The organism is Pseudoalteromonas luteoviolacea DSM 6061 (genome assembly GCF_001625655.1).
Classification (GTDB): Bacteria; Pseudomonadota; Gammaproteobacteria; order Enterobacterales; family Alteromonadaceae; genus Pseudoalteromonas; species Pseudoalteromonas luteoviolacea.
In genome coordinates this window covers 33,113-59,574 of the sequence record NZ_AUYB01000092.1, presented here as the reverse complement: position 1 = coordinate 59,574, position 26,462 = coordinate 33,113, and the positions used below count along the sequence as shown (strand labels likewise).

The following is a 26,462-nucleotide window of genomic DNA, read 5'->3' as shown; positions in this document are numbered from 1 at the left end:
TGACATTTCCTTTGTTCTAGCACTATTGATATTGACATTGAAGCGCCTTCAATTTTTATTGTGTTATGCCGTCGAAGAACAACATTTCGCTTGTTTGCATGCTTTTATGTTTTTCAAGTGAGAAAAGGCAACTATTAAACTGCCAATGATGGTTAATATTGTTTCGCCGGATTCGCCTAGTAGGTCATATCCAAAAAAGGCAGCTATTGAAAGTATTACTAACCCTGAGATTCCGAATGAAAAAATATGCCATTTACTATGTGTCTTACAACCCGAAACTAGAGCTAAAATACTCGTTAGCAGCACACCGCCAAGTAACAGCTGATGGAATACCTCACCTTGTACAAAGCTTTTTGACACAAATGGCAAAAACACAATTAACAATGGTAAAGCAATACAATGAATTAAACACATCACGGCGAGCCCAATAGAAACATTGTCTCCTACAAACTGAATTTGGTTACGCAATTTTCATCTCTCCAAACACCAAAAGATATAATATAACATACCAAACAAAGGTTATTACTTAAAAATTTATCCCTTATATTCACTACAAAGTGTCTTTCTAAAGAGCCACATAAGACAAGGTTAAGAAATGGCGAAATACATACTTATCAATAAAAATTAATAAAAAATACATCTTTCACTCATTTTTTTATGAAATAAATTATGTAGTTAGCAGAAAGTTTTGAAATTTTCTTCAGCAAACACACAGTAAAGATCCAGCCACAAAAAACATAAAATTAAAAATTTAAAACACAAATTTAACCTCGAGAAACAATTTTTCAGTAAACTATCCACAGCTTAAATATCAGAATACAAGGAAAAAGCATGAGTACGACCACAGCAGAATTGAGCGCAATAGAGGAACAATCGCAGTCTCCTTTGCTCACCGGGCCTATCTTTAAGCAATTTTGCTTTTTAGCAATCCCGACTATTTTAGGTATGGTCATAAATGGACTTTATACCTTTGTCGATGCCCTATTTATTTCTCAGGGTATTGGCGCACAAGCAATGGGAGCTGTGTCAGCGGTTTTTCCTATACAAATGATACTAATTGCAATTAGTACCATGCTAGGTAGTGGCATGGCATCTTTGGTCTCAAGATACTTGGGTGCAAAACGGCAAAGTGATGCCGATGAAGTATTTTCCGCTTCATTTATGTTAGCCATAGCCAGTGCCTTGGTACTCTGTACGATTACCTATTTAAATCTGGATACTATATTTACTCTGCTTGCAGTGCCTGACACGCTAAGAGAACAAGCCATGAGTTATATAACTCCCATTGTTATGTTTTGGGTTATCGGGTTTATTTGTAACCAAATTACTGAAGGGTTTCGTGCATCCGGTAATCCAAAAGCTATGATGCAAGTACTTTCGACAGCTTCGATTCTAAATATACTCCTAGACGCACTATTTATTTTTGTATTTGAATGGGGTGTCGCCGGTGCCGCATGGGCAACAATTTGTGCCTTGAGCATTGCGTTAGTCATTGCCATACAGCTACAAATGAAAGGCGAAAGCGCGGTGCAATTTAAGCGTAGTAAACTCTTGAGCCCCCTCCATGTTCATTTAAAAATGCTGAGCCTAGGATTACCAGTGCTGCTTTCTCATGGTGGTTTTTCGGTGATCTTAGCCGCTACTGTTTATTCAATTTCGACAGTATTTGCACAAAACTCTGAACCTCTAATTACAGCACACGGTATTTTAGTTCGTTGCTATATGTTTTTATTCTTACCCATAATCGGCATGATGGTTGCGCTTCAAACCTTGGCTGGATTTAACTATGGCGCAGGTGAGTTTAAACGCGTTAAAAAAGCCTACTTAGTAGCCTGCCTAGTAAGTACTGTGTGGGGTCTCATCGTTACATTTATACTTTCTTTCAATGCGCATTGGCTGATCGCTCTTTTTACCAACGATATGCAGGTGACAAACTTAGGGAAAGACATTGCTTTGGTTGCATTTGCAGGCTTTACCACTGCAGGATTCTGCATGATGTCGAGTGGATTGTTTCAAGGAATGGGTAGAGCCATCCCTGCAACTATGTTAGATGCTGCCCGCACTTATGTATTACTTTTACCGCTTATGGCAACTCTTCCAAAACTCTACGGTTCTGACGCATTGTGGTGGTCATTTCCCATTGCAGACGTGGTTGGCGGCCTTTTCGCGCTAAGCTTTTCAATTTTCACTCTAGAAAAGCTAATAAAAAAGAACTAAAAAATGATGAAGTTATAAAAAATTCATCTTAATTTTTCCGTTGCAAATAAACCAATACCGGGTTACTTATTGTTTTTCTACTCTAGGTAACCGGTACAAACCCGAATCAAATTCTCGTTAAAAGTGCAATCTTTCAGGAAGAATTTTTCTCATTTTCGTACCCACCTGCTAAAAAACTCATACACCTCTATAAATACCGTATTTTTTGCCATTATTCCCGCCATATCATGACTTTAGTCAATAGTCCCTAAGAACTACTTCGTCAATCACGTACACTTTATGAGCGGACTTGTAATGGGATGAAATTAGCGCTCCACATTTCCTACATATTTATCCCCAAATTGAAAACAAAAATTCATCATTCCATCACCTTCCATGCACATTAATTTATTCGCAAAAATTAAACTAACGCTAACTTTGCAATAGAGTGAATGCACAAATTGCAATAATAAGAACAATGAAAGATTTATTTCAGACCGAAAATATCATTATTTTAATAACATTTTACTGATCTATGTTAATTATGAGGAACAACAGTGGTATCATTTAATAAAACGCATACCGCGGGTTTGAATTATCGTAATCGATTGATTTTAGGGAATACGAATTTAATTTCATCGTGAACCAGTGAATAAACCGGCTTAAAAGTGACATTTGATATTTAATTAATGTTAATTATTAATGAAGTTTCATTTAAAGCTATAAGTTTTTAGGAAAACTCAAGGAAATATGGAACATGGCGATTAGAGAAAACACAATCTCAATCATAGGTGCAGGAATATCAGGCATTATTTGCGCGCTTACTTTAGCAAAATCAAAAGCATGCAAAAATAGTTCAATTAAGGTTTATGAACATAAAAAACGAGTCGGTGGTCGCGCACATGCAGTTAAAGTCAATGATCACTTTGTAGACCTTGGCGCAGGCCGCTTCTCTTCTCAACTTCATCACAATGTAAAAGAGCAAGTTACGTCTTTAAACTTGCCTTATGAAGCATTCCCTTTTACACAACTAAAGCGCCCACAAGCATTGCATAAAAGTTTAAAGAGTATTTTAAAAAATCTGAAACCTCTTTGTGATGAGCACCCAAATGACTCTTTTGAAGAGTTTTTAACAATCTACGTAGGTAGGCACCAAGCAAAAGAAATGATCAATGCGCTCGGTTATGATTCATTGTCATTACCAAACATCTCGCCGCATATTGCCTTTGACATCATTGAGAAGCACCCTGAGATCCAAGGCTTTTCAGAAAATGCTGGATATGAATGGTTCAATTTAAAAGAAGGCTTTTCAGCACTTACGCAAAGACTATACGAAGAGGCGCTATCTCATGGCGTCGAATTTCACTTTGGATACGAGTTGGCGAGCATAGACGCAAAAGGCAGCAACCCATCTCTTAAACTTGTCAAAGAAGACGACTCTGAGCTTACCATCTCAGAAGGCGAAATGATTTTGACTTTTCCACCAACAGCCATGAAAAAGCTAGATTGTGGTTTCCCAGAGGATTGGAGTGATTATACCTATGGCTCTATTCCACTTTTTAAAGGCTTTTTATTCTATGACACGCCGTGGTGGCAAGAGTTAGATCTAGCAGATCATGTTGTCATTACCAATAATCCAATTCGTAAATTGTATTTTAAGGATAACCGGTATGTATTTTTTTATACCGACAGCGACTACGCAGACTTTTGGCGAGATACAACTTTACGCGGTGAGGCTCACTACCTCAGCACAGTTAAAACACTAATGGCAGAGGCGCTACGTTGCCATGAAAGTCAACTCCCAGATCCACTTACACACACCTATAAGCATTGGACTCATGGGGTTGAATTCTCTCAAGAGTGCTGTCCCAATCATCCGATGACATTAACGCATAAAAAGTCGCATATTATTTCCGCGAGTGATGCGTACACACCACATTGTGGCTGGATGGAAGGTGGCATTATGGCGGGTAGAAGTGCGGCCAATACCCTATTGAAAAGGCTTGAATCAGAGCAATTTCAACGCCAACGAAATGAAGAATTAGCACACGTTTAATTGTCATCAACAAAGTACAGACTAAAGAAAAAGTAACTAGGAAGTTTGAAATAAATGAGTATTCTCGATTTTCCCCGAGTTCATTTTAAAGGGGTTGCACGTGTCAACGTCCCAACGGCAAATCGCAATATCAACAACACGTTAGATATTGCGACTAACACGGCAATCATGGATGGAACACCCTATGATGTGGCACAGCCACCAGCGCACTTCCATGACTATATTAAAGAGATGGGGCCTAAATTTAACGCACAAGGAAAAGCGGATGAGTCAGGGCTATTTAACCTCGCAGCTGGATATAATATGCGAGGCAACAACCACTTTAGTTGGGAAAACACACTTATTACCAGTGTTCAGCTTAAGCCAGGTGAATACATAACCGATGATCAATTGGTTGGTAATAAACTCTCCCTATGGGGACACTATAACGAATACTTAAGAACCTCTTTTAATCGCGCTCGATGGGTAGATTGTGATCCTACAAGGCGGGACTCTGCGCTTATTTATGCTGGGCAACTTACAATCACAGATCCTAAAGCCTCTGCAAATACAACGCATATATTGTCCGCAGATATAGATTGCACTCATGGCGTGCGATGGATGAATAAAAGCTATATTGCGCAGCCTATCTCTCACTTCATGTATGAAGAGATGAGCGAAGCGAGACTGTTTCAGTTTTCGATTAGAAAAGACAGTGACGAGTTTTTGTTTAATCAACTAGGCCTTGAATCAGAGTTTTTAGATACTTTACGAATTGCATTAGATGATCCAAAAGTACTCGGGTTAACTGTGCAGTATTGCGTGAGCAACTTGTCTCCTCCCGTAGCACCCAATATGCCTGTATTTTGCGATTTACATGGCACGATTGGTCTGTGGCGAGAAGAAGATATGATGACTTCCCCTACTGGCAGAATTTTGAGGCCGGACAACAGCGAGCAATACGCCCCCATCGCCGTTTCCATAGGCGAAGATTGGTTAAGCTTAAACGCGGCAATAGGCATTCCTCACGATAGTTATAAAGATGACATCCCAGTTCAAAATGGAATGCCACCTAAGCTCAGCGCAAAAGTAAATTTGGGTAATTTGTACCTCAAGTCCAGCTGCGGACAAATCATCGCGACTATTTCTGAGGAAGATTATAGAGACGGTGCGATAAACTCAGGTGTTATTGATATTCCTCTGCAGCAATTTGATGAACAATTTCATCAACAGTCTCTCAGGTTATGCTCAGAGACACATACTTGGTACGAGAGCGACTGGCACATTCAAGCTGAACAGCACATTTTGTCTATGGAAAGTCCCAACCATATTAGCGACAAGAGTAGTTCAGCGTCGGTTGCCATTCGCAGTTACTATCAAGGTAAGCCGATGCCAATTACCAAACTTGCATCCCACATCCGAGATGCAAAAACACTTAGCTGCGACCAATTTATTGCCACAGATTTGGATGGCAAAGGTTCAATCACGATAGAAAGCCTCAAACCTGGCAGTACAGAATTATTTTTAGGTGAGTATCACAACCCTATTCTGGTTCGTGTGCTACCTAGTGACTGGGAACTTATGGATACGCCCACAGAGCAAGTTGACTACGACTTCCTCTACAAACATGTCATGGCCTATTACGAACTTTTTTACCCATTCATGACTGAAGCTGTCTTTAGTATGGCTGACAAATGCAAATGCGAAACTTATGCTCGATTAATGTGGCAAATGTGCGACCCACGTAATAAAGAAAAAAGTTATTACATGCCAAGCACCCGTGAAATGCCACAAGCCCATGCACAGTTATTTCTAAAGTATCTATGTAATGTTGAACAATCCGCTTTGCCCAAAATCATGCCGATGCAAGAGCCGCAGTTTAAAGCAAAGGGAAACATCAAAAGTAAAGAGCAGCTCATCAAGGCACTGCGCGATGCTGTCGATCTAGAACTCTCTATCATGCTGCAGTATTTATACAGTGCATACTCGTTGCCAAACTATGGCGTTGGCGAACATTTCGTCAGCGCAGGTAGATGGAACCAAGTTCAGTTGGAGCTTGTCAATGGCACAGAAGACCGTCGTCGCAATGGTGGCTGGCGTGGCGCCCTATTAGAAATAGCCCACGAAGAAATGATTCACTATTTGGTTGTTAACAACCTTTTGATGGCCTTGGGCGAACCATTCTACCCAGGAAAACCGGTACTCGGTGAGGAAGCTAAAGCCAAATTTGGCCTCGACACTGAGTTTTCCTTTGAACCATTTTCGGAGCACGTAATCGCTAAATTTGTGCGCTTTGAATGGCCTGCTTTTTTCCCAACAGTTGGCAAATCCATTGCGGATTTTTATAACGATATCACTATAGCGATTGGCGAGTTACCAGATTTATTCTCAACAGAAAAAGTCAATTTAGGTGGCGAACATCATTTATTCTTGAACGAAATTATTAATAGAGAATATCCAGGTTATCAATTTGAAGTCTATGACAGAGAAACGGCAATTTTTGCTATCAACTTTGTAACAGAGCAAGGTGAAGGCGTGTCTGCCGACTCACCACAGTTTGAGGTAAGCCACTTTAACCGTCTTCGCGCGATATCAAAGACACTTACAAATAGCGAAATTCCATTTGAGCCTGCATATCCAGTGTTGAAAAACCCGGTTTTTGAGACGCGTAGTGGGTGTAGTCTCGTCACAGACCCTGAAGCCTGTGAACTAATGAAATTTTACAAAGGTTGCCATGAATTGATGTTTCAATTGATGATGCAACACTTCGCCATTAAACCACTGGGCAGCATGCGTCGCTCGCGACTGATGAACGGAGCAATTGATCTTATGACAGGTATCTTAAGACCCCTGTCAGTGCAATTAATGACCCTACCTTCTGGTGTGCCTGGACGCAATGCAGGCCCCCCAGTACCTGAAGCTATCGCAGCTGAAGTCTTCAACGATTTAGAACAAGGATGCATGGCCATATCAAGGCGATGCGAAGAGCTGGTGAGTATGGCCAAAAGTATGGTTTCAGCCAAACCACCACAAACACAAATTGAGTTATTAGAGTTTTTTCAAAATCAGATGCAAGAAATCGCAACTGGCAAACTTTCAAGGGAAGCGTAAATATGAAGAAGATAATTGTCATTGGCGGCGGTTTAGCCGGTGGCTTAACAGCCATTTACTTAGCAAAACGCGGATATGAAGTTCACATAATAGAAAAGCGTGGCAACCCTTTGCTAAGCCAAGCAGATTATATTGACCAAGTCAGCTCACGTGCAATTGGCGTAAGTATGACAGTGAGAGGGATAGAAGCGGTCGTTGCTGCAGGTGTTCCATTGGCTGAATTGCAAGAATGCGGTGTTGAAGTGTCAGGCATGTCATTTTTCATTAAAGGAGAGCCTAAGACGCGCGAGCTTCCACCACTTGATAAACTAAAACCACTTTCGCTAAGCCGTAGCGCGTTTCAAGTGCTGCTTAATAAATATGCGGAGTTGGCTGGTGTTCATTATCACTATGATCAACGTTGTATAGAAGTTGACCTTGATGGTTGTAGTTTGATGACCAAAGATAGCGAAGGTAACTTTATGACGCACAAAGGCGACTTGTTAGTCGGTGCTGATGGCGCCCGCTCTTGTTTGCGCGAAGCGATGCAATCGCACTGCCGACGCTTTGAATTTCACCAGTCGTTTTTCAAACACGGTTACAAAACCTTGGTCGTGCCTGATGCGTCAAAGGTAGGATTGCGTAAAGATTTACTTTACTTCTTCGGTATGGATTCTGAAGGCCAATTTGCTGGCCGTGCAGCTACTATTCCAGATGGCAGTATCAGCTTTGCAGTATGTTTACCTTACACCGGGCAAGTTAGCTTACATAGCGATGATAGAACGGCGATGAAAGCATTTTTCGACCAGTATTACCCTATGGTGCCAGAAGATATTCGCCAAGATATGTTTGAGCAGTTTATGATCAAACCGAGCAATGATTTAATCAATGTGCGCTCTTCCACTTTCCATTATAAAAATACTGCACTACTTATTGGTGATTCTGCGCACGCAACAGCACCTTTCCTTGGTCAGGGTATGAATATGGCGCTTGAAGATGCCTTTGTTTTAGACCAATTATTTGATCAATATGGCGACGACTTTGAGAAAATTCTCAGCGAATTTACGGAGCAACGTAAAAAAGAAGCTGATGCAATGCAAGACATGGCTCGTGCAAACTATGAAGTACTTAGCTGCTCAGATCCTGTCTTTTTCATGCGCGCGCGTTTTGCACGCTATATGAACCAGAAATTCCCTGACCATTACCCACCTGATATGGCAGAGAAATTATACTTTACTTCAATGCGTTACAGTGAGTTACGAGACAAGCAAGAAAAGCAAAATGTTTGGTACAAAATAGGGAGAATGAATTAATGAAGATTTTAGTGATTGGTGCAGGCCCTTCAGGCCTTATGTTTGCGAGCGAAACAAAGAGACTTAAACCTGAATGGGATATAAGAATCATTGAGAAAAACCATCCAGATGACAACGTTGTGGGCTGGGGTGTAGTACTACCGGGGCGCGCACCACACCACCCTGCTAACCCGCTTTCTTATCTAGAGAATCATGAAATATTAGATGCGCAGTATCTAGAAGACTTTAAACTTACTCATCATAACCAAAGTGCGCTAAAAAGTACTGGAGTTACGCTGTGTGGTGCAGAGCGAAAATCAATGGTTAGAGAGCTACGCCAAATGTGTATTGGTTTAGGTATTCAAATTGATTATGAGCAGCCAGTGCTTAGTGACGCCGAGCTTGCCTGCAATGAGTATGACCTAGTTGTTGTATCAAACGGCTTAAATCACACAACGACATACTATCGCGACGCCTTGAAACCAAAAGTTGAGTTCGGTAAAAACCGTTACATGTGGTATGGCACAACAAAAACTTTTGATGCAATGAACCTGATTTTCAAAGCACATTCAAAAGGCGTTTTTGTTGCTCACTCATACAAGTATTCAAGCAAAATGAGCACTTTTGTTGTTGAATGTAGCGAAGAGACATACAGAAAGTCAGGCTTGGATGAAATGACCACAGAAGATGCAGAGCGCTTCATTGCCTCTGTTTTCGAAGATGAACTAGATGGTAAAGCCGTCATTGCGCAAGAAGGATTAAAATGGCGTAACTTTATGACCTTAAGCCATGAAAAAGCCTACGATGGAAATGTTGCTCTACTAGGAGATGCGTTGCAATCAGGGCACTTCTCTATTGGTCACGGTACGACAATGGCAGTTGTTGGGGCGCAAATTTTGGTAAAAGCGGTTTATGACAACCCTGAGAACGTGTCAGCGGCGCTTGAAGACTTTAACCAGCATGTTATGCCAATCATGCAATTATTTGATCAACACGCGACCGTAAGTCGTTTGTGGTTTGAGTCAGTTGAAGACCGCATGCACCAATCAACAGGTGAAGTAGCGCAAGGCTTTGCCGAGCGTCGTGGTCAATTACCACCGCTACCGGCTGCCCTTGGTCAGGCATTGGAAAGAGCGTTAGATCGCGGAGAAAAGTAATATGGATCTAAATAAAGAAATGACGCCACCCATTTTGCCTTTGCAATGGAATAGCAGCTACATTTCTTACTGGTCACCTATGCAGCCTGAAGAGCATATTACTTCTGGTTATTGTTGGTTCGACTACGGTAAAAATGTGTGTCGTATTGACGGGTTGTTCAATCCGTGGAGTGAAGAGAAAACAGGACACAGATTGTGGATGTCAGAAATCATGTACCCTGGCACCAACGAATCATTTAAGTCCAAAGTAGCGTATTCTCGCGAGCATATGGATAAGCAAAGTGAGTTTTCAGAAGAAGTGTTAAATGATGAGATTGACCCATGTCATGAACTGATTTTAATGCAAGACGTATTACAAAAATGCGATGCACAATACCAAGGCACTTGCGAGGTATTAGGCTTTACTGCTGACATCTGGCATTTCCAACGACCAAACAGTAAGGGCCCAGCAACTTACTATTTAAAAGCAGGTACCAATGAACTGCTTAGAATGGTAACTGGTGATCCTAACGTCTTGGCGTCTGTGAGAGATTTCCCTAATTTCAATACCAGAGAAATTGACCCAGACATCTTCAAGCATAACCCCTTGAAGCAAGAGTAAAAATACCAAGTAGCATTGGGAATGAGGCGTGCCAGTCACAACATACCTTTGTGTTGTGACTGGTCACATACAGTGATGTACTTCCTTTCAAAACACATTTAATCCAAGCGCCGTTTTTACACGAGACAGCACTTGCTGTGACTTTTGGTTTGCCCTATCCGTCCCCGCTTTTAAAATCTGTTTTAACTGGGCAGGATCCGAAAGATACATTTCACGCTTTACGCGAATAGGCATTATGAGGTTAATTAAACAATCAGCCAAGATACCCTTTAATTTGCTATCGCCTAAGCCTCCTCTGCGATAGTGCTCCTTGAGCGCTGACACATAATCCTTATCTTCATGAAACGCATCTAGATAAGTGAATACAACGTTGCCTTCCACCTGTCCGGGGTCGCTAACTCGAATATGGTTCGGATCGGTATACATCGCGCGAACCGCTTTCACTATTTCGTCATCACTACTTCCAAAAGTGATCACATTACCAAGTGACTTAGACATCTTGGCCTTACCGTCCACACCGGGCAACCTGGATACATCGCTAAGCAAAGGCTTAGACTCCACAAGTACTTGCTGCTGTGCAACGGCATTTAGCTTACGTACAATTTCATTTGTTAGTTCCAGCATTGGTAGTTGATCTTCACCTACAGGCACCAGCGTCGCGTCAAATGCCGTAATATCCGCAGCTTGACTAATTGGGTAGTTTAAAAACCCCGCTGGAATGGACGCCCCAAAACCTTTACTGGCAATTTCTGCTTTTACAGTTGGATTACGCTCTAATCTAGAAACGCTAACTAGGTTGGCATAATACATACTCAATTCAGCCAATGCTGGTAAGGCTGACTGCAAACAAATTGTTGTTTCTTCGGGGTTGATACCTACGGCTAAGTAATCGGCCATCACATTAAAAATGTTGTCTGCTATCTTTTGCGGGTTGTGGCCATTGTCGGTCAGCCCTTGCATATCAGCAATTAAAATAGTTTGGTTGTGCTGCGATTGCAGTGAAATTCGATGCTTTAAAGAGCCAACATAGTGCCCTAAATGTAAAGGTCCTGTTGGTCTGTCACCTGTTAGAATAGTGTGTTTCATTGCTGTCTCCTTGTTAAAGTTTGCTACCGAAAGAGACAAATACTGTGTCAACTATTACCTTTCGGCAGCAGTTGAACACATGCGTTCAAGCGCCGCTCTAATTAGAGCGCCACCAAGGCAATGTGATGTGTACTAGGTTTGATAAAATATTCATAACGCCAAAAAAGTTAACACAGCATTTGACTCCCTTCAAGACTAATTTTCAATCTTAGACCATCGTATAAGGTGCCATTTAGATAAATTGAAAAATACGAGAGATGGTCTCACCGCCGCACATCAAAAAAATACTAATTCAACTGCATGAAAATTATTCAATCATGTAGAAAGGCCCAACACAAAACCATATTTACAAATAAAAACAGCAACTTAAAAACATATAAGCTCATTTCAAACTTACTATTCAGTCAAATCCAACAAACCAAGCTGAATACAAATATTTATCATTTGCATATAAATTCACAAAAAGATAAGTTGAAAGGCCTGCTTAAAAAATGTGTAGCTCACTGTGTAAACAAATATCACAGTAAGCACACCCGTTTTACTGAATTGGGTACACTATGAAACGATATTTATTCGATAGAGACCTAGATAAGTCTAGCTGTGGTGTTGGTTTCATCACTCACAAGCAAAGCTTACCAACTCATCAACTGATTAAACACGCACATCAGGCGCTGTGTAGAATACCGCATAGAGGCGGAATGAATGCTGAAGGAATTGGCGATGGTGCTGGTGTAAATATTGATTTATCTCTCACATTTTTTAGAAAAGTCACCGAGCTGCCTAACCTAAAGCTGGGCGAGTTTGGGGTTGCCAATTTTTTTCTGCCAAATGACCCTACCAACAGTGAACTAGCGATGTCACTAGTGCTTGAACAACTGGCGAAATATGAACTTTCTGTTATCAAGGTTCGCACCGTAGAAACGTCGCCTCAAGCGATTAATGCAGCAAGCCAACACGCTCAATTGGCTATCAAACAAGTCATATTTTTACGTCCAAACCACATAACAGAACAAGCGCTATTCGAGGCACTCATCCATGAAGCTTTAGAAGAAATTGAGATGCATGCATTCACTCAATCTCAATTTTCAGGGTTGTACCCGCTGTCGATGAGCTCAAGAACGCAAGTATTAAAAGGACGATTAAATAGTTGGGAGATCATCCCTTATTTTAATGATCTCAGCGATCCCGAACAACAAATCCATACTCTTTTCTTTCATACTCGGTTTTCAACAAATACAGCACCAAACCCCATTTATGCACAACCATTTAGACGCATGGCGCACAATGGAGAGCTCAATACAGATCGTAAAAATAGGTTAAGTGAAAATGCCATTGCCAAATACAAAAACAAACGTTTGATATTCCCCACAGGGCAATCCGATTCCGCGAGGCTAGACCAGACCTTAGCGCGCCGAGTGATCGAAGATAAAATGCCTATAGACGTTGCCGCATTAGCAATGATGCCGCCCGCCTGGGAAAACGATGAAAGCCTGCCCACCTCAGTGAAAGCGATGCTTGAGTATTTTTCGCTTTATGAAGAAAAAAACGATGGCCCCGCCGCTTTTATTTTTGGTGATGGTGTAAAAGTAGGTGCTAGGTTAGATCGATTAGGGTTAAGACCACTTAGGAGCGTTGAAACAAATGATTATCTTGCCGTAATGAGCGAGGCTGGTCAAATTGACTTCGCACCATCAGAGATAATCAGCCGTGGTCGTATCGAAGCTGGTGGCATGGTCGTCTTTGATCACTGTACAAAACAAATTAAATACACTCGCCAAATTCTAGAAGAGTTGGCCACACAGCAAGACTATCCGAGCTTACTTAAACAAGCACGACTCACACTGGCAGAATTGCCTGAAATCTCGCTAGACAGTATTGGCAAAAACCCGCACCTTAACATTACAGCTCAGCATGTTGCTTACAGCATGAATCAGGAGAGCTTTAAGTTTATGTTGGATCCCATGCTACAAGACGGATCTGAAAAAATCTCCGCTATGGGTTATGGTTTAGCGCCCAATGTCCTGACACGTGAAGAAGGTGGTGTCTCACGCTATTTTAGCCAGCGGTTTGCGCAAGTTACCAATCCACCCCTAGACAGTATACGCGAAGCTGATGGTATGACACTCAGAGTTGCACTTGGGCCAAAGCCTAATATTAGCCCCACTAGCCATCGTCAAATAGTGCTCGACTCACCAATTTTAAAGCCTCATGAATTGGCAAAAGTGACCTCGCAAACGGCACTTAGAGTCGAAACCCTATCTATGTTGTTCAGCGTGGATGTCTCTCAAACAGATCATCAGCCTCAGCTGTTAGATTCACTTAAAACACTTGCTAGCCAAGCTGAAGTGCTCGCTAAATCAGGCTGTGACATCATCATACTTAGTGATCAACAAATCAGTCATCAGCAAGCCGCAATTCCTGCTTTACTTGCTGTGGCCAGCATTAACCAAAAGTTGATTTCTGAGGGGCTCAGATTTAATACCAGTATCATTTGCCACACCGGACAAGCTGCGAGCACCCATGATATCGCCTGCTTACTTGGCTTTGGCGCCTCAGCCGTTTGCCCAATCACGGTTTATAACCGCGCAGTAGAGTTGTTTCATTTAGAAGCGGACATTATGCAAGCATTGGACAAGTATCAAAAAGCGGCAGAAAAAGCCCTGATGAAAACGATGGGTAAATTCGGTTTGTGTACGGTTGAGAGTTATATTGGGGGTGAGTTTTTTGAAGCTAATTTTATCGATACACACGACCCCCTTCTTAAAACAATTTTCCCGAACATCCACTCCCCGGTAGGCGGTGCAAGATTTAAGGATATTGCTCAAAGTGCCGTCAACTGGCACAAAAAGGTCTTTGAAATTCAAGCAGAAGATCAAATCCCAGTGCTTGGTCTATTCAAAGAGCGAGCTCAGGGCGCTGGGCACAGTTTTGGCACCACCGCAGTGCGTGAGTATATCAATATGACGGAAGAGCGGATTCAGTACGTTGATGAATCACAGCTTGAATCTCGAGATACGGGAGTAATTTTACCCCAAGATGACGGATACAAAGATCTGGGTTTTGAAGCGAGAACACCGGAGCAAATAGCACAGTTCAAAATCACCTCAGCTTACAGAGCTTTCAGTGAAAATTTGATGCATGAACGTTATCATAGACCTGCGGCGCTCAGGGATGTACTCGCACTCCCCCTAGATTTCACTCAATTAAGCAATGCCGACGAATTTGTACAAGCGCTCTCTTATATTAATGCCTCCGGTTCGGCGAGTGTGCATGTAAGAGGGTTAGTGGTTGAATCAATCTCACAGCAAAAATGGTTGCTTTACCATCAAGCAAAGTCCGACTTCGTTCATCAACAACTTGCTGCAGCACTCGTCAAACTGTTTCAATCTGAAGTGTATGAAATAGTGCCTGCGCTAGACAAAATACTCATCGAAACACGTACTAACTCAACGCTCGATACACTGTGCTCTCGACTCGTAACTGCTTGCGACCCAATTGAGCTGGAAAAAGTACAAACCGCTCATGAAATAACCGCCACTTTCGCTTCTGGCGCAATGAGTCATGGTGCCCTTGTCGAAAAGGCACATGAAGCTGTTGCACAAGGGACCAATATTGCTGGGGCAATGAGTAATTCAGGTGAAGGGGGTGAAAATTCACGGAGATACAACACGATTAAAGCAAGCAAAATTAAACAATTTGCTTCGGGCAGATTTGGTGTCTGGACCGGATACCTAGCTGATCCTGCACTAGAAGAAATCGAAATTAAAATCGGCCAAGGTGCAAAGCCGGGAGAAGGTGGTCAACTTCCTGCACCTAAAGTTAATGTGGTTATAGCCGCAGCTCGAGGGGGTACTCCTGGCGTTGAATTGGTTTCACCCCCTCCTCACCATGATACCTATTCAATCGAGGATTTAGGCCAACTTATTCACGATGCCAAAGCTGCTCGCGTTCGAGTAATCGTTAAACTCGTCTCTTCTGAAGGGATTGGCACTATCGCAATTGGTGTGGCGAAAGCAGGCGCAGATGTGATTAATGTTGCGGGTAATACAGGTGGTACTGGTGCAGCTCAGGTTACTAGTCTCAAACATACTGGTCGAGCCGCTGATATTGGTATCGCAGAGGTCCATCAAGCTTTAAGCGAGAATGGATTAAGGGATAAGATCACGCTGCGTTGTTCAAATGCTCATCAAACGGGGAGCGATGTTGTCAAATCGGCGATGCTCGGGGGAGATTCATTTGAGTTCGGTACCACTGCATTAATGATGCTCAAATGCGTGATGGCTAAAAATTGTAATCTCAAGTGCCCTGCTGGCCTGACCACCAACCCGGAGGTATACAGAGGTGATCCAAGAGCCCTAGCCCAATATTTTATGAACGTTGCTCATGAAGTACGGGAAATCCTTGCAAGTATTGGCTTTGCATCATTGTCAGACATTAGAGGTCGCTCAGATCTACTGCACCTAGTTTCCCACCCAGCTATGGTTGGAAAGCTAGACATGACCGCTATGCTCAAACCAGCAAATCACGTCACCATTAAAAACCCTGTCTATCTTGAAGCTAATTTTGACCCTGATGATGAGTGGCTCAAAGAGCTCGAAGTCCAATTCTTTGAAGCGAACAACGATTATTTCGAGACCGCCACACGTACGCTCAACAACTGTAATAAAACCGTGGCAGGACAACTGGCTATCGATATTGAGCGCAAACTCAATTACCAGATGAGTTTAAGCCAAATCGAATCTCACCCGGCAGTTGTGAAACTGAGTAATGGTCGAGTCGTGCTCAAACCATCCAGTATTCATATTAATACTCGAGGTTCAGCCGGCCAAAGTTACGGCGCATTTAACAATACGGGTATGGTTCTGCGCCATCAGGGAACCTGTAACGACGGTGTAGGAAAAGGCGCGAGTGGCGGCGCAATTGTTATTACCAGCGAGGGGCAACCTCTTACTCAAGATGCTTTGATTGGTAACTTTGCACTATTTGGCGCCACCGGTGGGCAGCTCTATGTACATGGCCAAGCGGGAGATAGGTTTGGAGTCAGAAACTCAGGTGCAATCGCCGTAATTGAAGGCGTTGGTGATTTCTGTTGTGAATACATGACCAATGGCGCAATTATCAACTTAGGCAATTATGGCAAAGGATTTGGTAATGGTATGAGTGGCGGAACGGCTTACCAGTATGACCCAAGCGGTCAGATTGTAGAGCTGTGTTCAAAGGACTCAGTCACTGCAATCCCATTTGACGATGGTAACCTAAGCCTTGGCCAAGAAGTAGCGCTGATACAACATTTGAAAGACCATGTTGAAGCCACACAATCAGCTTTTGCCCAACAATTGTTAGATTCATGGCCAGAAGTCAGGCAGCATTTTTATGTTCTAATCCCTAACGCGCTTTATCAGTATCACTGTGCCAAAAATATTATAAAGCAGCTTGATAGGCGCACGATGCTTGAAGAACTGTCTCTTGCTTGGGGTGAGAAGGCAATCAAGTGTATTCAAAAAGCTTACTCAGACTATCAAAACGACAGTGTTTGCTTGTTTAAGGGTCAGCTTCCAGATTATGGAGATAGAGACTCAACTCTCATCTATCAATACATTACCCATGCGGGAATACTTCATCGAGCTGAGCAACTTACCAAAAAGCAACATAACCAAGGCTTTAGCGAAGTCACTGCTCAATACTTGTTTGACACCCTAGATCACAAGCTCAGTGAGACTTTGGCAAAAGATGCCAAGGAAGCACTTGCAAGCTTTGATGACGACGCACTGAGCTGTTTGGTCGCTCAAAAAAGAGTCCAAGACTACAAAGATGCACTGTCACTTCGTGAGGTTTGGGATACCTATGCACTTGGTACCAGTGTTTGGATAATTCATAGAGACCAACAAGTTAAGCGTGCTCTTGAGCAATATCGCGATCTCGAAGAGTTGCTTGCAACTCATTATTGTCACGTGCTGTCAGAAGCCGTTAAAACAGCAGTGTAAGTAGGAGAACAATATGGAACAACTAAAAAGTAACAAAAAAGTCCCTTTTTTACCGCAAGATATCCCTTTCAATGACGACCAAAGGCAATGGTTAGGCGGTTTCTTGGCTGGTTTGCACACACGTCTGTTAGTTAAAGAAGAGCACGTTACAACCACCAGTACAACGAGTCCACAAGTCAAACCGCTTACCATTATTTACGGTTCCCAAACAGGTAATGCGGAAAGCGTAGCTGAAGAGGCTGCTGATATTGCAAGAAATCACGGATTAACGCCACAGGTTCAAGATATGGACGATGTCGACCTTCACCAGCTGTGCAAAGCCGAGCGATTACTGGTCGTTACCAGTACTTATGGTGAAGGCGAAATGCCAGATAACGCTCAAGCTTTGTGGGATTGTATTTCAGCAGACGATGCCCCAAGATTTGATAACACTTTTTTCTCTGTACTGGCATTGGGAGATACCAATTACGATGACTTCTGTTTGGCAGGCATCCAATGGGATGAAAGGCTTGCTGCTTTAGGGGGGACACGTATCGCGAACCGAGTTGATTGCGACGTTGCCTATGAGTCTGCAGCTCACGAATGGATAGCTGAAGCCTTGCCCACTATTGCGCAAAAAGGCAGCCGTGGTGACATTGAAGTTATGCCAGCAAACGCTCCCTCGGCGAATAAAAAAGCCAAACCGAAATATACCAGAGACAACCCCTTTGAAGCACAGCTGCTGAAAAAATACACCCTGAATAACCCAAGCTCAGGTAAAGAGACCTGTCACTACGAGCTATCACTTTTGGACTCCGGAGAGTCATACGATGCTGGTGATGCAATTAACTTACTGCCTACCAATCGTCCCGAGCTAGTCGATGAACTTATAAGCTTGTTAGGTGCCAGAAAAGAGCAACATGAACAATACGATGGGCACACACAAGAACTGCAAAAAATATTTACTGAAGACTTAGAAATACGTATTCCAAGTAAAGAGTTTATTACTGAGGTCGCAGCGCGCAGCGGTGATCAGGAGTTTATAGCAAAGTTAGAAGAAAGCACACAAGCGTTGAACGACTTTGTCTGGGGGCTAGACAGTATTGACTTACTTAAGCGTTATGCGCCCAATTCATTTACTGCCAGTGACTTTATTAGATTGGCAAAACCATTGGCACCGCGCGCATATTCCATATCTTCGAGCATCAAGCACCACCCGAATGAAGTACATCTGACGATAGCAAGTGTTAGATACGAGCAAGCTGGGCGCGTTCACAATGGTGTTTGCTCAACATTTTTAGCCGACCTTTGCGAGTCGGGTAGCAAGATTAAGTGCTATTTTGCACCAAATAAACATTTTAGTGTGCCACAGGACCCAACATCGCCAATTATTATGATTGGCCCTGGTACCGGAATAGCCCCATTTAGAGGGTTTTTAGAAGAGCGTCTCTCGACTCAAGCCACTGGCGAAAACTGGTTGTTCTTTGGTGATCGGACAAAAGCCAATGATTTCTTGTATCAGCAGGAACTTGAAGATATGCAACAGCAGGGGTTGTTAACTCGTTTAGACCTTGCATTCTCGCGTGATCAGCAAGAAAAAATCTATGTGCAAGATAAAATGCAAGAGCAAGGAGCCTTACTATTTGAGTGGTTAGAACGCGGTGCCTACATTTATGTTTGCGGAGATGCATTCAGAATGGCGAAGGACGTTGATAAAGCACTCCACCAAATCATCGAAAAACAAGGCAATTTAAGTCCAGATCAAACTCAGGAATATATCGCCAATCTTAAAAAACAGAAACGCTACGTACGAGATGTATATTAAACGAGATGCCAAACAGGTTTATACCTGTTTGGCATCTGAATGAAGTGGTCTTATTGTGAGGGTACTTGTGACTCTCCAAGACCTGTCATATCACCCGTAAATAGACCGATGCCCTGCTCTCTAAAGTCTGAATCTTTCGAGTACGGCTGAGACTTTTGGTAGAGATAAACTTCACTGCCGTTTTGCTGTGCCCTTGCTGCAAATTGTTCCGGCCACCCCCATAGAATGCGCCCAAACTGCTCAGGTATAACGAGTGTCGTATTTGAACATGAGCCTGGATAGTAACGCGACCACCCAATAAAGATATACTTAACTAAACAACGTTTACCCACTTCTTTTGAATAAGTCATTTGTGCGGGGAACTCTTCATTAATCGCCTCAGCAATACTTTGCATTCCGATAAAGCTTAAGCGGCTTCGTTGCTCTGAACTCAGTTTATTAAGGTACGACCCTAAAACTTCAATGGCTTCTGGGCCTGCCGTTTTCATATTAAGCAAAAATGCGTGTTGAGGAAAATGTGCCAATACCTCATCAAGCGAAGGAATTAAACCAACGCCTTTACCTCGAAATGGATATACCTCCTCTTCACCGATGCGATAACCATATCCAGCATCCAGAGTTTTAAGATACTCCATTGACTGTTCAGATGTGACCCCTTCACCATTTGTTCGGCAATCTAGCGTCCAGTCATGAAATACAGCTATTTGCTTATCTGCTGTAACATGAATATTCAAATGCACTGTATTAGCGCCCAATTCAAACGCTTTTGCAATCGCCGGTATGGTATTTTCGATGTAAGGGTGCTTCACTTCAGTCAGTCTATCTGCGGTGCATGATGTATTTGTCACACCTCTATAGTCAGTTGGTTGTACTAATCCCTTGTACGATATGATTTTCCCTTGATGATCGAGTTCTATATCGGGTTGTCTTGCAATTAAAATAATCAGTATTAAGACAGATATACGTACAGCCCAGTGCTTCATGAAACTCCTCAAAAAATAAGCTTTTAAGTCTGATATTTTACCAAAGCCCTTAAACATAAGGAATTGCCAAAATAGGCAATGAAGGTAGAAATATATTTATACTTCATCAAATGAGTAAAGTTTGGGCTTTCTTTTTCTGTATTTGCATGATAAACCTGTCAATTCAGGGCAGTAAAACTGCTAATCGTCGCAGTTACTAAAATTTACATATGATAAAAAAGAGTGCATTGTTTATTTTGTTGGTTGGATCTTTATCCTTAGTGTTTTGTTATTTTGATAAGCACTCAAAGTGCATTATTGAATCGGACACAGCAACAGTAAAGCAAATTTCTCATGCGCTTTATATTTATCATAAACAACTGGGTCATGACCTAGAAAAACTAAGCTCGTTGCAACTCTTGGTAGATATGCACCCAGCCTTGCTATACCAAGTTCCACTCGACAAATGGAACTCCCCCTTCGAGTATCGTTTTATAAGTCATAGCCCTCTTACATTTATGATTTTTAGCTCAGGTTCTGTGAATGAGAACCAAGTATTTACTTTTTATATATTTAAAGAAACACACAATGGACTGACAATGACTATGGTTGAAAGCTAGCTAGTCAATTTTATGGTCATTGTTTAATATCTTGAGGATCCAACATGTTGTTAGAAATTGCCATTGGTGACGCGTATGGCGCAGGCTTTGAGTTTGCTGACAGAGAGAAAATAACTCGAGTTAACAACCTAACCGCCTACCATGAGCACGGACTTGGTATTGCCCCAGGGCACTATACAGATGACACGCAAATGTCGTTAGCACTGGCTGAACTCATCATTGACGGAGAATCATGGAATAAGCAGGCAATCACTCGCAGATTTGTTGACTGCTTCAAACGAGATCAGCGCCTAGGCTACTCAAAGGGCTTTTATGCATTTTTGGACTCAATCTCTTCGGCTGACGAATTTCTAACGAAGATTAAACCAAACAGTATCGCGAATGGAGCAGCCATGCGATCTGTACCAATAGGCCTTTTTTCTACGGTACAAGAAGTACTTCAAAAAGCACAAACGCAAGCTTCTATTACTCATAACACCCCAATTGGTATCAACTCTTCGCAGGCCGTAGCACTTGCAAGTCATTACTTTTACTACAACTTAGGCCCGAAATCGCAGCTTGGAAAATTTGTGCAATCTCACACAAGTATAAACTGGAATACACAATGGCAAGGTGAAGTTGCCTGCTGTGGTTTAGAAACCGTGAATGCATTACTAACCGTATTGCAATCTGAAGACAGTTATTCTGAATTGCTCACTCAGTCTGTGGCATTTGGTGGTGATGTCGATACCATCGCAGCCTGTGCGCTTGGGATCGCGAGCTTAAGTGATGAATACAGCAACGATTTACCGTTGTTTTTATACGATGATTTAGAAAACAACAAGTATGGTAAAGACTATTTAGTTAAACTAGATGAGAAGCTTTTTAGTGCTGTACCTAAACTAAAATAGACAGTCTAGGAAGTCCCACCTTAGGCTTCCTAAACCTTTTTGAGTAAAGGCACGATATTGCTGCCAAACGGCACGAACACTTGGACTAAGTATTTATCGAGCACATTAAGCTCTCTTTCGCACATTGCTTGAAAGCTTAAGTTTGCAGAGCCTCTTCCGTGGTTTAATACTAAGTTTCGTCTAAACCACAACTTCAAATTAATTATCAAAAGCCTATCTTCATCATTGATACAAATGTCCATCAGCTTTTTTGCAGCTCGAATATACGCCGCTAGGTTATCAACACTTGCGGGGCTGTGCCTTAGCACCATGGCATGCACTGCAAATTCTGCATTGGCATCTTGATATGCACGCTTGTGCGCATCTTTCGCTTGGAGGTCAGAGTTAAGCATAAGCAAAGGCTGGGTTTACATTTACTGTAAATGATAATCAATATCAAAAACACTGTAAACCCAATTTTGTATGCTGGATAAATATTTAACCCATAAAGGTTACGCGCTTAATCAACCCATTTTCTACTTCATATGCAGCGATGACTTTTACACTATGATCAATCTCTTTATTTGCCTGCGACGAAGATTGTGCAAGTTCATGATCTACTAAAAAATTACCCTGCACCATTCGATTCAAAGAAGTGGCATTTAGGTAGCTTAAACTGGCGAATTTACCACCATAACGCTCAATTAGCGCTTCTTTGCCTTTAAACACTAATGTATGTGACTGGTATATTTCTACATCATCGCTGTAAGTTGCCGCAAACGCATCAATATCTTGGTTGTTATATGCTTCGAGTTGTCTGTCAACAATTACGATGGTTGCTTGTTCTATTTCTGTATACATAAAAAAGGTCCAAAAACATAGTCTGTTATTTGGACCGTAATTATATACATTCGATGCTACGCTGTTAAGCGAGTTAATTATAGCTTAGCCTTTAGACATTAAAGATTTCCACCAAAAGGCATTGTTGTGAGGCTCTCCAGCTGTGATCACCTCTCCAACCACAGGTGTGTTGATTGTCACCTGTTTTTTCTGAGCTTCTGCGGTAACACGTTCCAATGGTTCATACCAAGAATGAAAGGCCAAATCAAAAGTACCATTATGGATCGGAAGCATAACCTCTGCGTTGAGATCAAGGTGTGCTTGAACGCTTTGTTCAGGTGTCATATGAATGTCGGCCCAGTCTTTGTCATATGCACCCGTTTCTATGAAAGTATAATTAAACGGACCATAACGGCGACCAATTTCTTTGAACCCATCAAAATACCCTGAGTCTCCGCTAAAATATATACGCTGTTCGTTGGCTTTTATTACCCAAGATCCCCATAGTGTTTTATTACCGTCACTGAGCCCTCTTCCAGAGAAATGCTGAGTTGGCACAAAAGCTACCAGAGATGTTTTGTCACTATGCTCCTGCCACCAATCAAATGATTTTACCTTGTTTTGGTCAACACCCCACTGTGCTAAGTCACCTTCAACCCCAAGAGGGACGAAAATCTCTTTTGTTTTCTTCGCTAGTGACAAAATGCTCTCTTTGTCTAAGTGGTCATAGTGATTATGAGAAATGAGAATTCGGTCTATCTGTGGCAGCTCATCCAATGCTATGGGTGTTTCATGAAAACGCTCAGGGCCCGCAAAACTAAATGGTGACGCACGTTTTGAAAATACAGGGTCTAGTAGCCAGTATTCACCATGCACTTTAAGCAATACTGATGAATGACCCAATTTAATCATGTGAATTTGATCATTGGAAAGCTGTGCTAGCATATCATTGCTCTGCTGAACTAGAGGTAGTGGGGTTTTTGGCATTGGGTCTTGTTTAGACTCCGTGATAAAACGCCAAAAGATACCCAATGTCTTTTTTAGGCTAGGCTGCTCTACTTCGCCAGTATTGTAAAACTTGCCGTCTTTATACTGCAAAGAGCCATACCCATCTTCGCTTACTTGCGCATCTAAATTAGAAACCATTGCACATCCTCCAACTGTTAAACCAAAAATCACCGCGACCAGTAAAGATAATTTGTATCTAGCTTTCATATATCACCAGAAAAAGTAAACTACACTGTGCAGTTTTTCACGTTATCAACTAAAAGTAAACTACCTAGTGCAAGTTTTTTTAAAATCCGCTAAACTAGCCGCACTTAAGTAAGGAGTTCATATGAAGCTGTCAGAGAAAAAGCGTCTACAAATTATCCAAGCTGCCGAACAGCTGTTTTCCGAAAATGGCGCTCAGCAAACCAGTATGGATCTAGTTGCACAAACAGCAGAGGTTTCAAAGCGCACGGTGTACAACCACTTTGATTGTAAAGAAGCGCTACTTTACGCTGTAATTGAAAACATGCTTAACCTTGTTGAACAGGGCCATACCTTGGTTTATACGCCACAAACGTGTATTCGTTCACAACTCATGGATATTGCTGCGGCAGAAGCCCAACTACTTACATCAGATGCATTCTTACGAATTGCTCGAGTCGCGTTTTTAGAGTTATTGCAAAACCCTGATATGGCCGCACATTTAAACAATACAAAAGTAGGCTGTATGCGCTATTTAGAGGAATTCTTAACAGCGGCACAAGATGATGGGGTGATAAGTGTTGAAGACATTACTTTTGCGGCAAAACAATTTGTATTTCAATTGAAGTCGTTTATTTTTTACCCTCGTCTATACGGGTTTGCATTAGAACCTCATATGACACAAGACTTTGTTATAAAGCAAACTGTTGAGACATTTTTAGCACGGTATCAAGTTGCTCAATCAGGTGCTTAAATGAAGTTAGGAAAACGCCTTTTACAAATTAGTGAGCTTGTTAGTAATGACTACACACACATTTGGGACTGTTGTTGCGACCATGGCTTGCTTGGAGCCAGATTACTGGATCAAAATCTAGACGCAAAAATCCATTTTGTAGATATTGTTACGCATTTAATCGAAGAACTAGATAAAAAACTGGACACTTTTTATAAACATAAAAGTGAAAAATGGCAAACCCACTGTCTAGATGTTGCTAAATTGCCACTCGCAAAGTATCCGGGCAGACACCTAGTCATAATTGCCGGTGTAGGAGGCGATTTATGTAGCGATTTTGTACAAAAGATCACTCGTCAGCACCCACACCTAACCATAGATTTTATACTTTGTCCTGTGCATCATTTATTCACGTTGCGTAAATCACTGAACACACTCAAACTGAGCTTAAAAAACGAGCTGCTGATCAGTGAAAACAAACGTATTTATGAATTAATCTATGTGTCATCAATTGAGGAAGAAAAGGCGGCTGTTAGTCCTATTGGTGAGCATATTTGGCATTATCGAGACGACCTTGAGCGCAAAATTGCTGAGCAGTATTTAAATAAAACAATCTCTCACTACACTCGTATTAGCCAAGGTAATACCGATGTATCTGACATCCTTAGCGCTTATCAGCAAGTTACTTTAAAATCGACCCGCTAACGTAGATTGCCTTTACTAAAATAGGAGAATGCTTAAGCATTCTCCTTTGGCAAGCTGTAGATATCTCGATAAAGCCCATCAGGGAACAGTTTTCTCTCTATTTTAACGCCACCAAGGCGCTCCACCAACATACGCGCAGCGATGTTTTCATCATTCATATAGGTTCGAACTTCTTTAAATCCAAGCTTTTCATAAGCATGACTAATTGCCGCATGCGAGGCCTCTTTCGCATAGCCGCAGCCTCGAGCCTCTGGTAACAACCACCAAGTAAGTTCTGTTGGCCAATTGTAGCCTCGCCAAAAGCCACAAGTACCGATGTATTTATTGGTGGCTTTTTCTTGTATCACCCAAACCCCAAAACCACACAAATACCATGACCCAAGATCTGCTTTAAGTCTTGCTAGTACTTGTGCAGGCTCTATTGGTCCACCATACAATTGAGAAGCTGCACCATCAGTGTAAAAGTCTAGGTAAGTCTCCAAACATGCTTCTGTCGGTGTCACCAAGCGTAATCGTTCGGTTTCTATTTGCGCGATTTGAGTCATTTAATTTCCTGCATATTATTATTTTGATGTCGCTAGTCTCGCTGACAATGCTAAAAATAGCACGCCTAATAGGCCATCAAAGTGACGGCCGAGTTGAAACTTACCAGCGATTACTTTACTTAACTGACTAAAAGAAAAAGCAAAAATGAGATTAATCAATAAAACTATGGTGCTGAGCAATACACCAAGAACCAGTATTTGTGGCGTCATTGGGGAGTGCGAGGTTGTAAACTGAGTTAAGAACACACTGAAAAACAACAGTGCTTTTGGGTTCATCAAGTTGTTAAGAAAACCTTTTAGCACCAGTTCTTTACTATTTTTTACTTGGCTGATAGTGCAATCGGTTGATACTTCATTTTTGCACCACCACTTTTTTAACATAGTCGCCCCCAACCATGCTAAATACAGTGCGCCAAGTAATTTAATCCCCATGGCAATAGGCGGAAATTGCTGCATTAATTGACCAAGGCCAAGTGCCACAGCAATAGTTTGGACAAGACCCGCAATAAATATTCCTAGCGCGAGGCGAGCGCCAGATATAAACCCTTGCCCTGATGAATACGCCGAAATTAACAGCAAATCAGGACCAGGTGATATAGCTAAAAGTACGGTTGTGACAATAAATAGTGGCAGTATTGTAAGCTCAGGCATAACTCATTCCTCGGTCTTTTAATTGCTAAAAAACCGTCAATACTGCCACACAAGAGTGCTAAATAAAATGCATCTAAATTATTAATTTACCGCGAGTATAT

20 protein-coding genes are annotated in these 26,462 nt (G+C 41.9%); 12 read left to right on the top strand and 8 right to left on the bottom strand.

Annotation, left to right across the window (positions count from 1 at the left end; translation table 11 throughout):
• Positions 1-63: 63 nt before the first annotated feature.
• Positions 64-414: a MerC domain-containing protein gene (locus N475_RS26265; protein ID WP_063364921.1), complete on the bottom strand. Its 351-nt coding sequence runs from the start codon at positions 412-414 to the stop codon at positions 64-66.
• 417 nt (positions 415-831) lie between these two features.
• Here N475_RS26265 and N475_RS06245 point away from each other — a divergent pair, with 417 nt between their 5' ends.
• The 6 genes from N475_RS06245 to vioE all read left to right on the top strand — a co-directional run bounded on the left by N475_RS06245 (position 832) and on the right by vioE (position 10,371).
• Complete coding sequence (locus tag N475_RS06245) at positions 832-2,217, top strand: MATE family efflux transporter (RefSeq protein ID WP_063356547.1); 1,386 nt, start codon at positions 832-834, stop codon at positions 2,215-2,217.
• Positions 2,218-2,953: 736 nt separating this feature from the next.
• Positions 2,954-4,252: a flavin-dependent violacein biosynthesis tryptophan-2 monooxygenase VioA gene (gene vioA, locus N475_RS06240; RefSeq protein WP_063356548.1), complete on the top strand. Its 1,299-nt coding sequence runs from the start codon at positions 2,954-2,956 to the stop codon at positions 4,250-4,252.
• Between the two features lie 54 nt (positions 4,253-4,306).
• A complete protein-coding gene (vioB, locus tag N475_RS06235; protein ID WP_063356549.1) occupies positions 4,307-7,342 on the top strand; it encodes an iminophenyl-pyruvate dimer synthase VioB in 3,036 nt (1,011 codons plus the stop codon).
• A 2-nt stretch (positions 7,343-7,344) separates the two neighbouring features.
• Positions 7,345-8,634 carry an NADP-dependent violacein biosynthesis oxygenase VioC gene (gene vioC, locus N475_RS06230; RefSeq protein WP_063356550.1) on the top strand — a complete coding sequence of 430 codons (1,290 nt, stop codon included), beginning with the start codon at positions 7,345-7,347 and terminating at the stop codon, positions 8,632-8,634.
• Positions 8,634-9,770: a flavin-dependent violacein biosynthesis monooxygenase VioD gene (gene vioD, locus N475_RS06225; RefSeq protein WP_063364875.1), complete on the top strand. Its 1,137-nt coding sequence runs from the start codon at positions 8,634-8,636 to the stop codon at positions 9,768-9,770. Before vioC ends, vioD begins: the two co-directional genes overlap by 1 nt.
• A 1-nt stretch (position 9,771) precedes the next feature.
• Positions 9,772-10,371, top strand: a complete 600-nt coding sequence (vioE, locus tag N475_RS06220; protein WP_063356552.1) for a violacein biosynthesis enzyme VioE — start codon at positions 9,772-9,774, stop codon at positions 10,369-10,371.
• A gap of 87 nt (positions 10,372-10,458) precedes the next feature.
• Here the strand turns inward: vioE and trpS are convergent, their stop codons facing one another.
• Positions 10,459-11,457: a tryptophan--tRNA ligase gene (trpS, locus tag N475_RS06215; RefSeq protein ID WP_063356553.1), complete on the bottom strand. Its 999-nt coding sequence runs from the start codon at positions 11,455-11,457 to the stop codon at positions 10,459-10,461.
• 557 nt (positions 11,458-12,014) lie between these two features.
• Between trpS and N475_RS06205 the strand changes: the two genes are divergently transcribed.
• Together N475_RS06205 and N475_RS06200 are read left to right on the top strand one after the other, a co-directional pair.
• A complete protein-coding gene (locus N475_RS06205; RefSeq protein ID WP_063364873.1) occupies positions 12,015-17,441 on the top strand; it encodes a glutamate synthase-related protein in 5,427 nt (1,808 codons plus the stop codon).
• A 13-nt stretch (positions 17,442-17,454) separates the two neighbouring features.
• Complete coding sequence (locus N475_RS06200) at positions 17,455-19,245, top strand: sulfite reductase subunit alpha (protein ID WP_063364872.1); 1,791 nt, start codon at positions 17,455-17,457, stop codon at positions 19,243-19,245.
• A 50-nt stretch (positions 19,246-19,295) separates the two neighbouring features.
• Here N475_RS06200 and N475_RS06195 read toward each other — a convergent pair whose 3' ends face one another.
• A complete protein-coding gene (locus tag N475_RS06195) occupies positions 19,296-20,228 on the bottom strand; it encodes a glycerophosphodiester phosphodiesterase family protein (protein WP_162269586.1) in 933 nt (310 codons plus the stop codon).
• Positions 20,229-20,437: 209 nt separating this feature from the next.
• Here N475_RS06195 and N475_RS06190 point away from each other — a divergent pair, with 209 nt between their 5' ends.
• Positions 20,438-20,827, top strand: coding sequence for a hypothetical protein (locus tag N475_RS06190; RefSeq protein ID WP_155732550.1), 390 nt, complete (start codon positions 20,438-20,440; stop codon positions 20,825-20,827).
• 44 nt (positions 20,828-20,871) lie between these two features.
• The gene (locus N475_RS06185) at positions 20,872-21,717 is read left to right on the top strand and encodes an ADP-ribosylglycohydrolase family protein (RefSeq protein ID WP_063364869.1); all 846 of its coding nucleotides are present in this window, start codon (positions 20,872-20,874) and stop codon (positions 21,715-21,717) included.
• 29 nt (positions 21,718-21,746) lie between these two features.
• On the opposite strand, the gene N475_RS06180 is transcribed toward N475_RS06185, so the two are convergent.
• The 3 genes from N475_RS06180 to N475_RS06170 all read right to left on the bottom strand — a co-directional run bounded on the left by N475_RS06180 (position 21,747) and on the right by N475_RS06170 (position 23,682).
• Positions 21,747-22,109 (bottom strand): hypothetical protein, encoded by a 363-nt coding sequence (locus N475_RS06180; protein ID WP_063356560.1) that lies wholly within the window; start codon positions 22,107-22,109, stop codon positions 21,747-21,749.
• Positions 22,110-22,194: 85 nt separating this feature from the next.
• Positions 22,195-22,557, bottom strand: a complete 363-nt coding sequence (locus tag N475_RS06175) for a nuclear transport factor 2 family protein (protein WP_063356561.1) — start codon at positions 22,555-22,557, stop codon at positions 22,195-22,197.
• An 84-nt stretch (positions 22,558-22,641) separates the two neighbouring features.
• Positions 22,642-23,682 carry an MBL fold metallo-hydrolase gene (locus tag N475_RS06170; protein WP_063364920.1) on the bottom strand — a complete coding sequence of 347 codons (1,041 nt, stop codon included), beginning with the start codon at positions 23,680-23,682 and terminating at the stop codon, positions 22,642-22,644.
• 190 nt (positions 23,683-23,872) lie between these two features.
• Between N475_RS06170 and N475_RS06165 the strand changes: the two genes are divergently transcribed.
• Positions 23,873-24,481 carry a TetR/AcrR family transcriptional regulator gene (locus N475_RS06165; RefSeq protein ID WP_063364868.1) on the top strand — a complete coding sequence of 203 codons (609 nt, stop codon included), beginning with the start codon at positions 23,873-23,875 and terminating at the stop codon, positions 24,479-24,481.
• Positions 24,482-25,165, top strand: a complete 684-nt coding sequence (locus tag N475_RS06160; protein WP_063364867.1) for a tRNA (adenine(22)-N(1))-methyltransferase TrmK — start codon at positions 24,482-24,484, stop codon at positions 25,163-25,165.
• Between the two features lie 32 nt (positions 25,166-25,197).
• Here the strand turns inward: N475_RS06160 and N475_RS06155 are convergent, their stop codons facing one another.
• Together N475_RS06155 and N475_RS06150 are read right to left on the bottom strand one after the other, a co-directional pair.
• Positions 25,198-25,710: a GNAT family N-acetyltransferase gene (locus tag N475_RS06155; protein WP_063364866.1), complete on the bottom strand. Its 513-nt coding sequence runs from the start codon at positions 25,708-25,710 to the stop codon at positions 25,198-25,200.
• A gap of 18 nt (positions 25,711-25,728) precedes the next feature.
• The gene (locus tag N475_RS06150; RefSeq protein ID WP_063356565.1) at positions 25,729-26,361 is read right to left on the bottom strand and encodes a LysE family translocator; all 633 of its coding nucleotides are present in this window, start codon (positions 26,359-26,361) and stop codon (positions 25,729-25,731) included.
• Between the last annotated feature and the right edge of the window lie 101 nt (positions 26,362-26,462).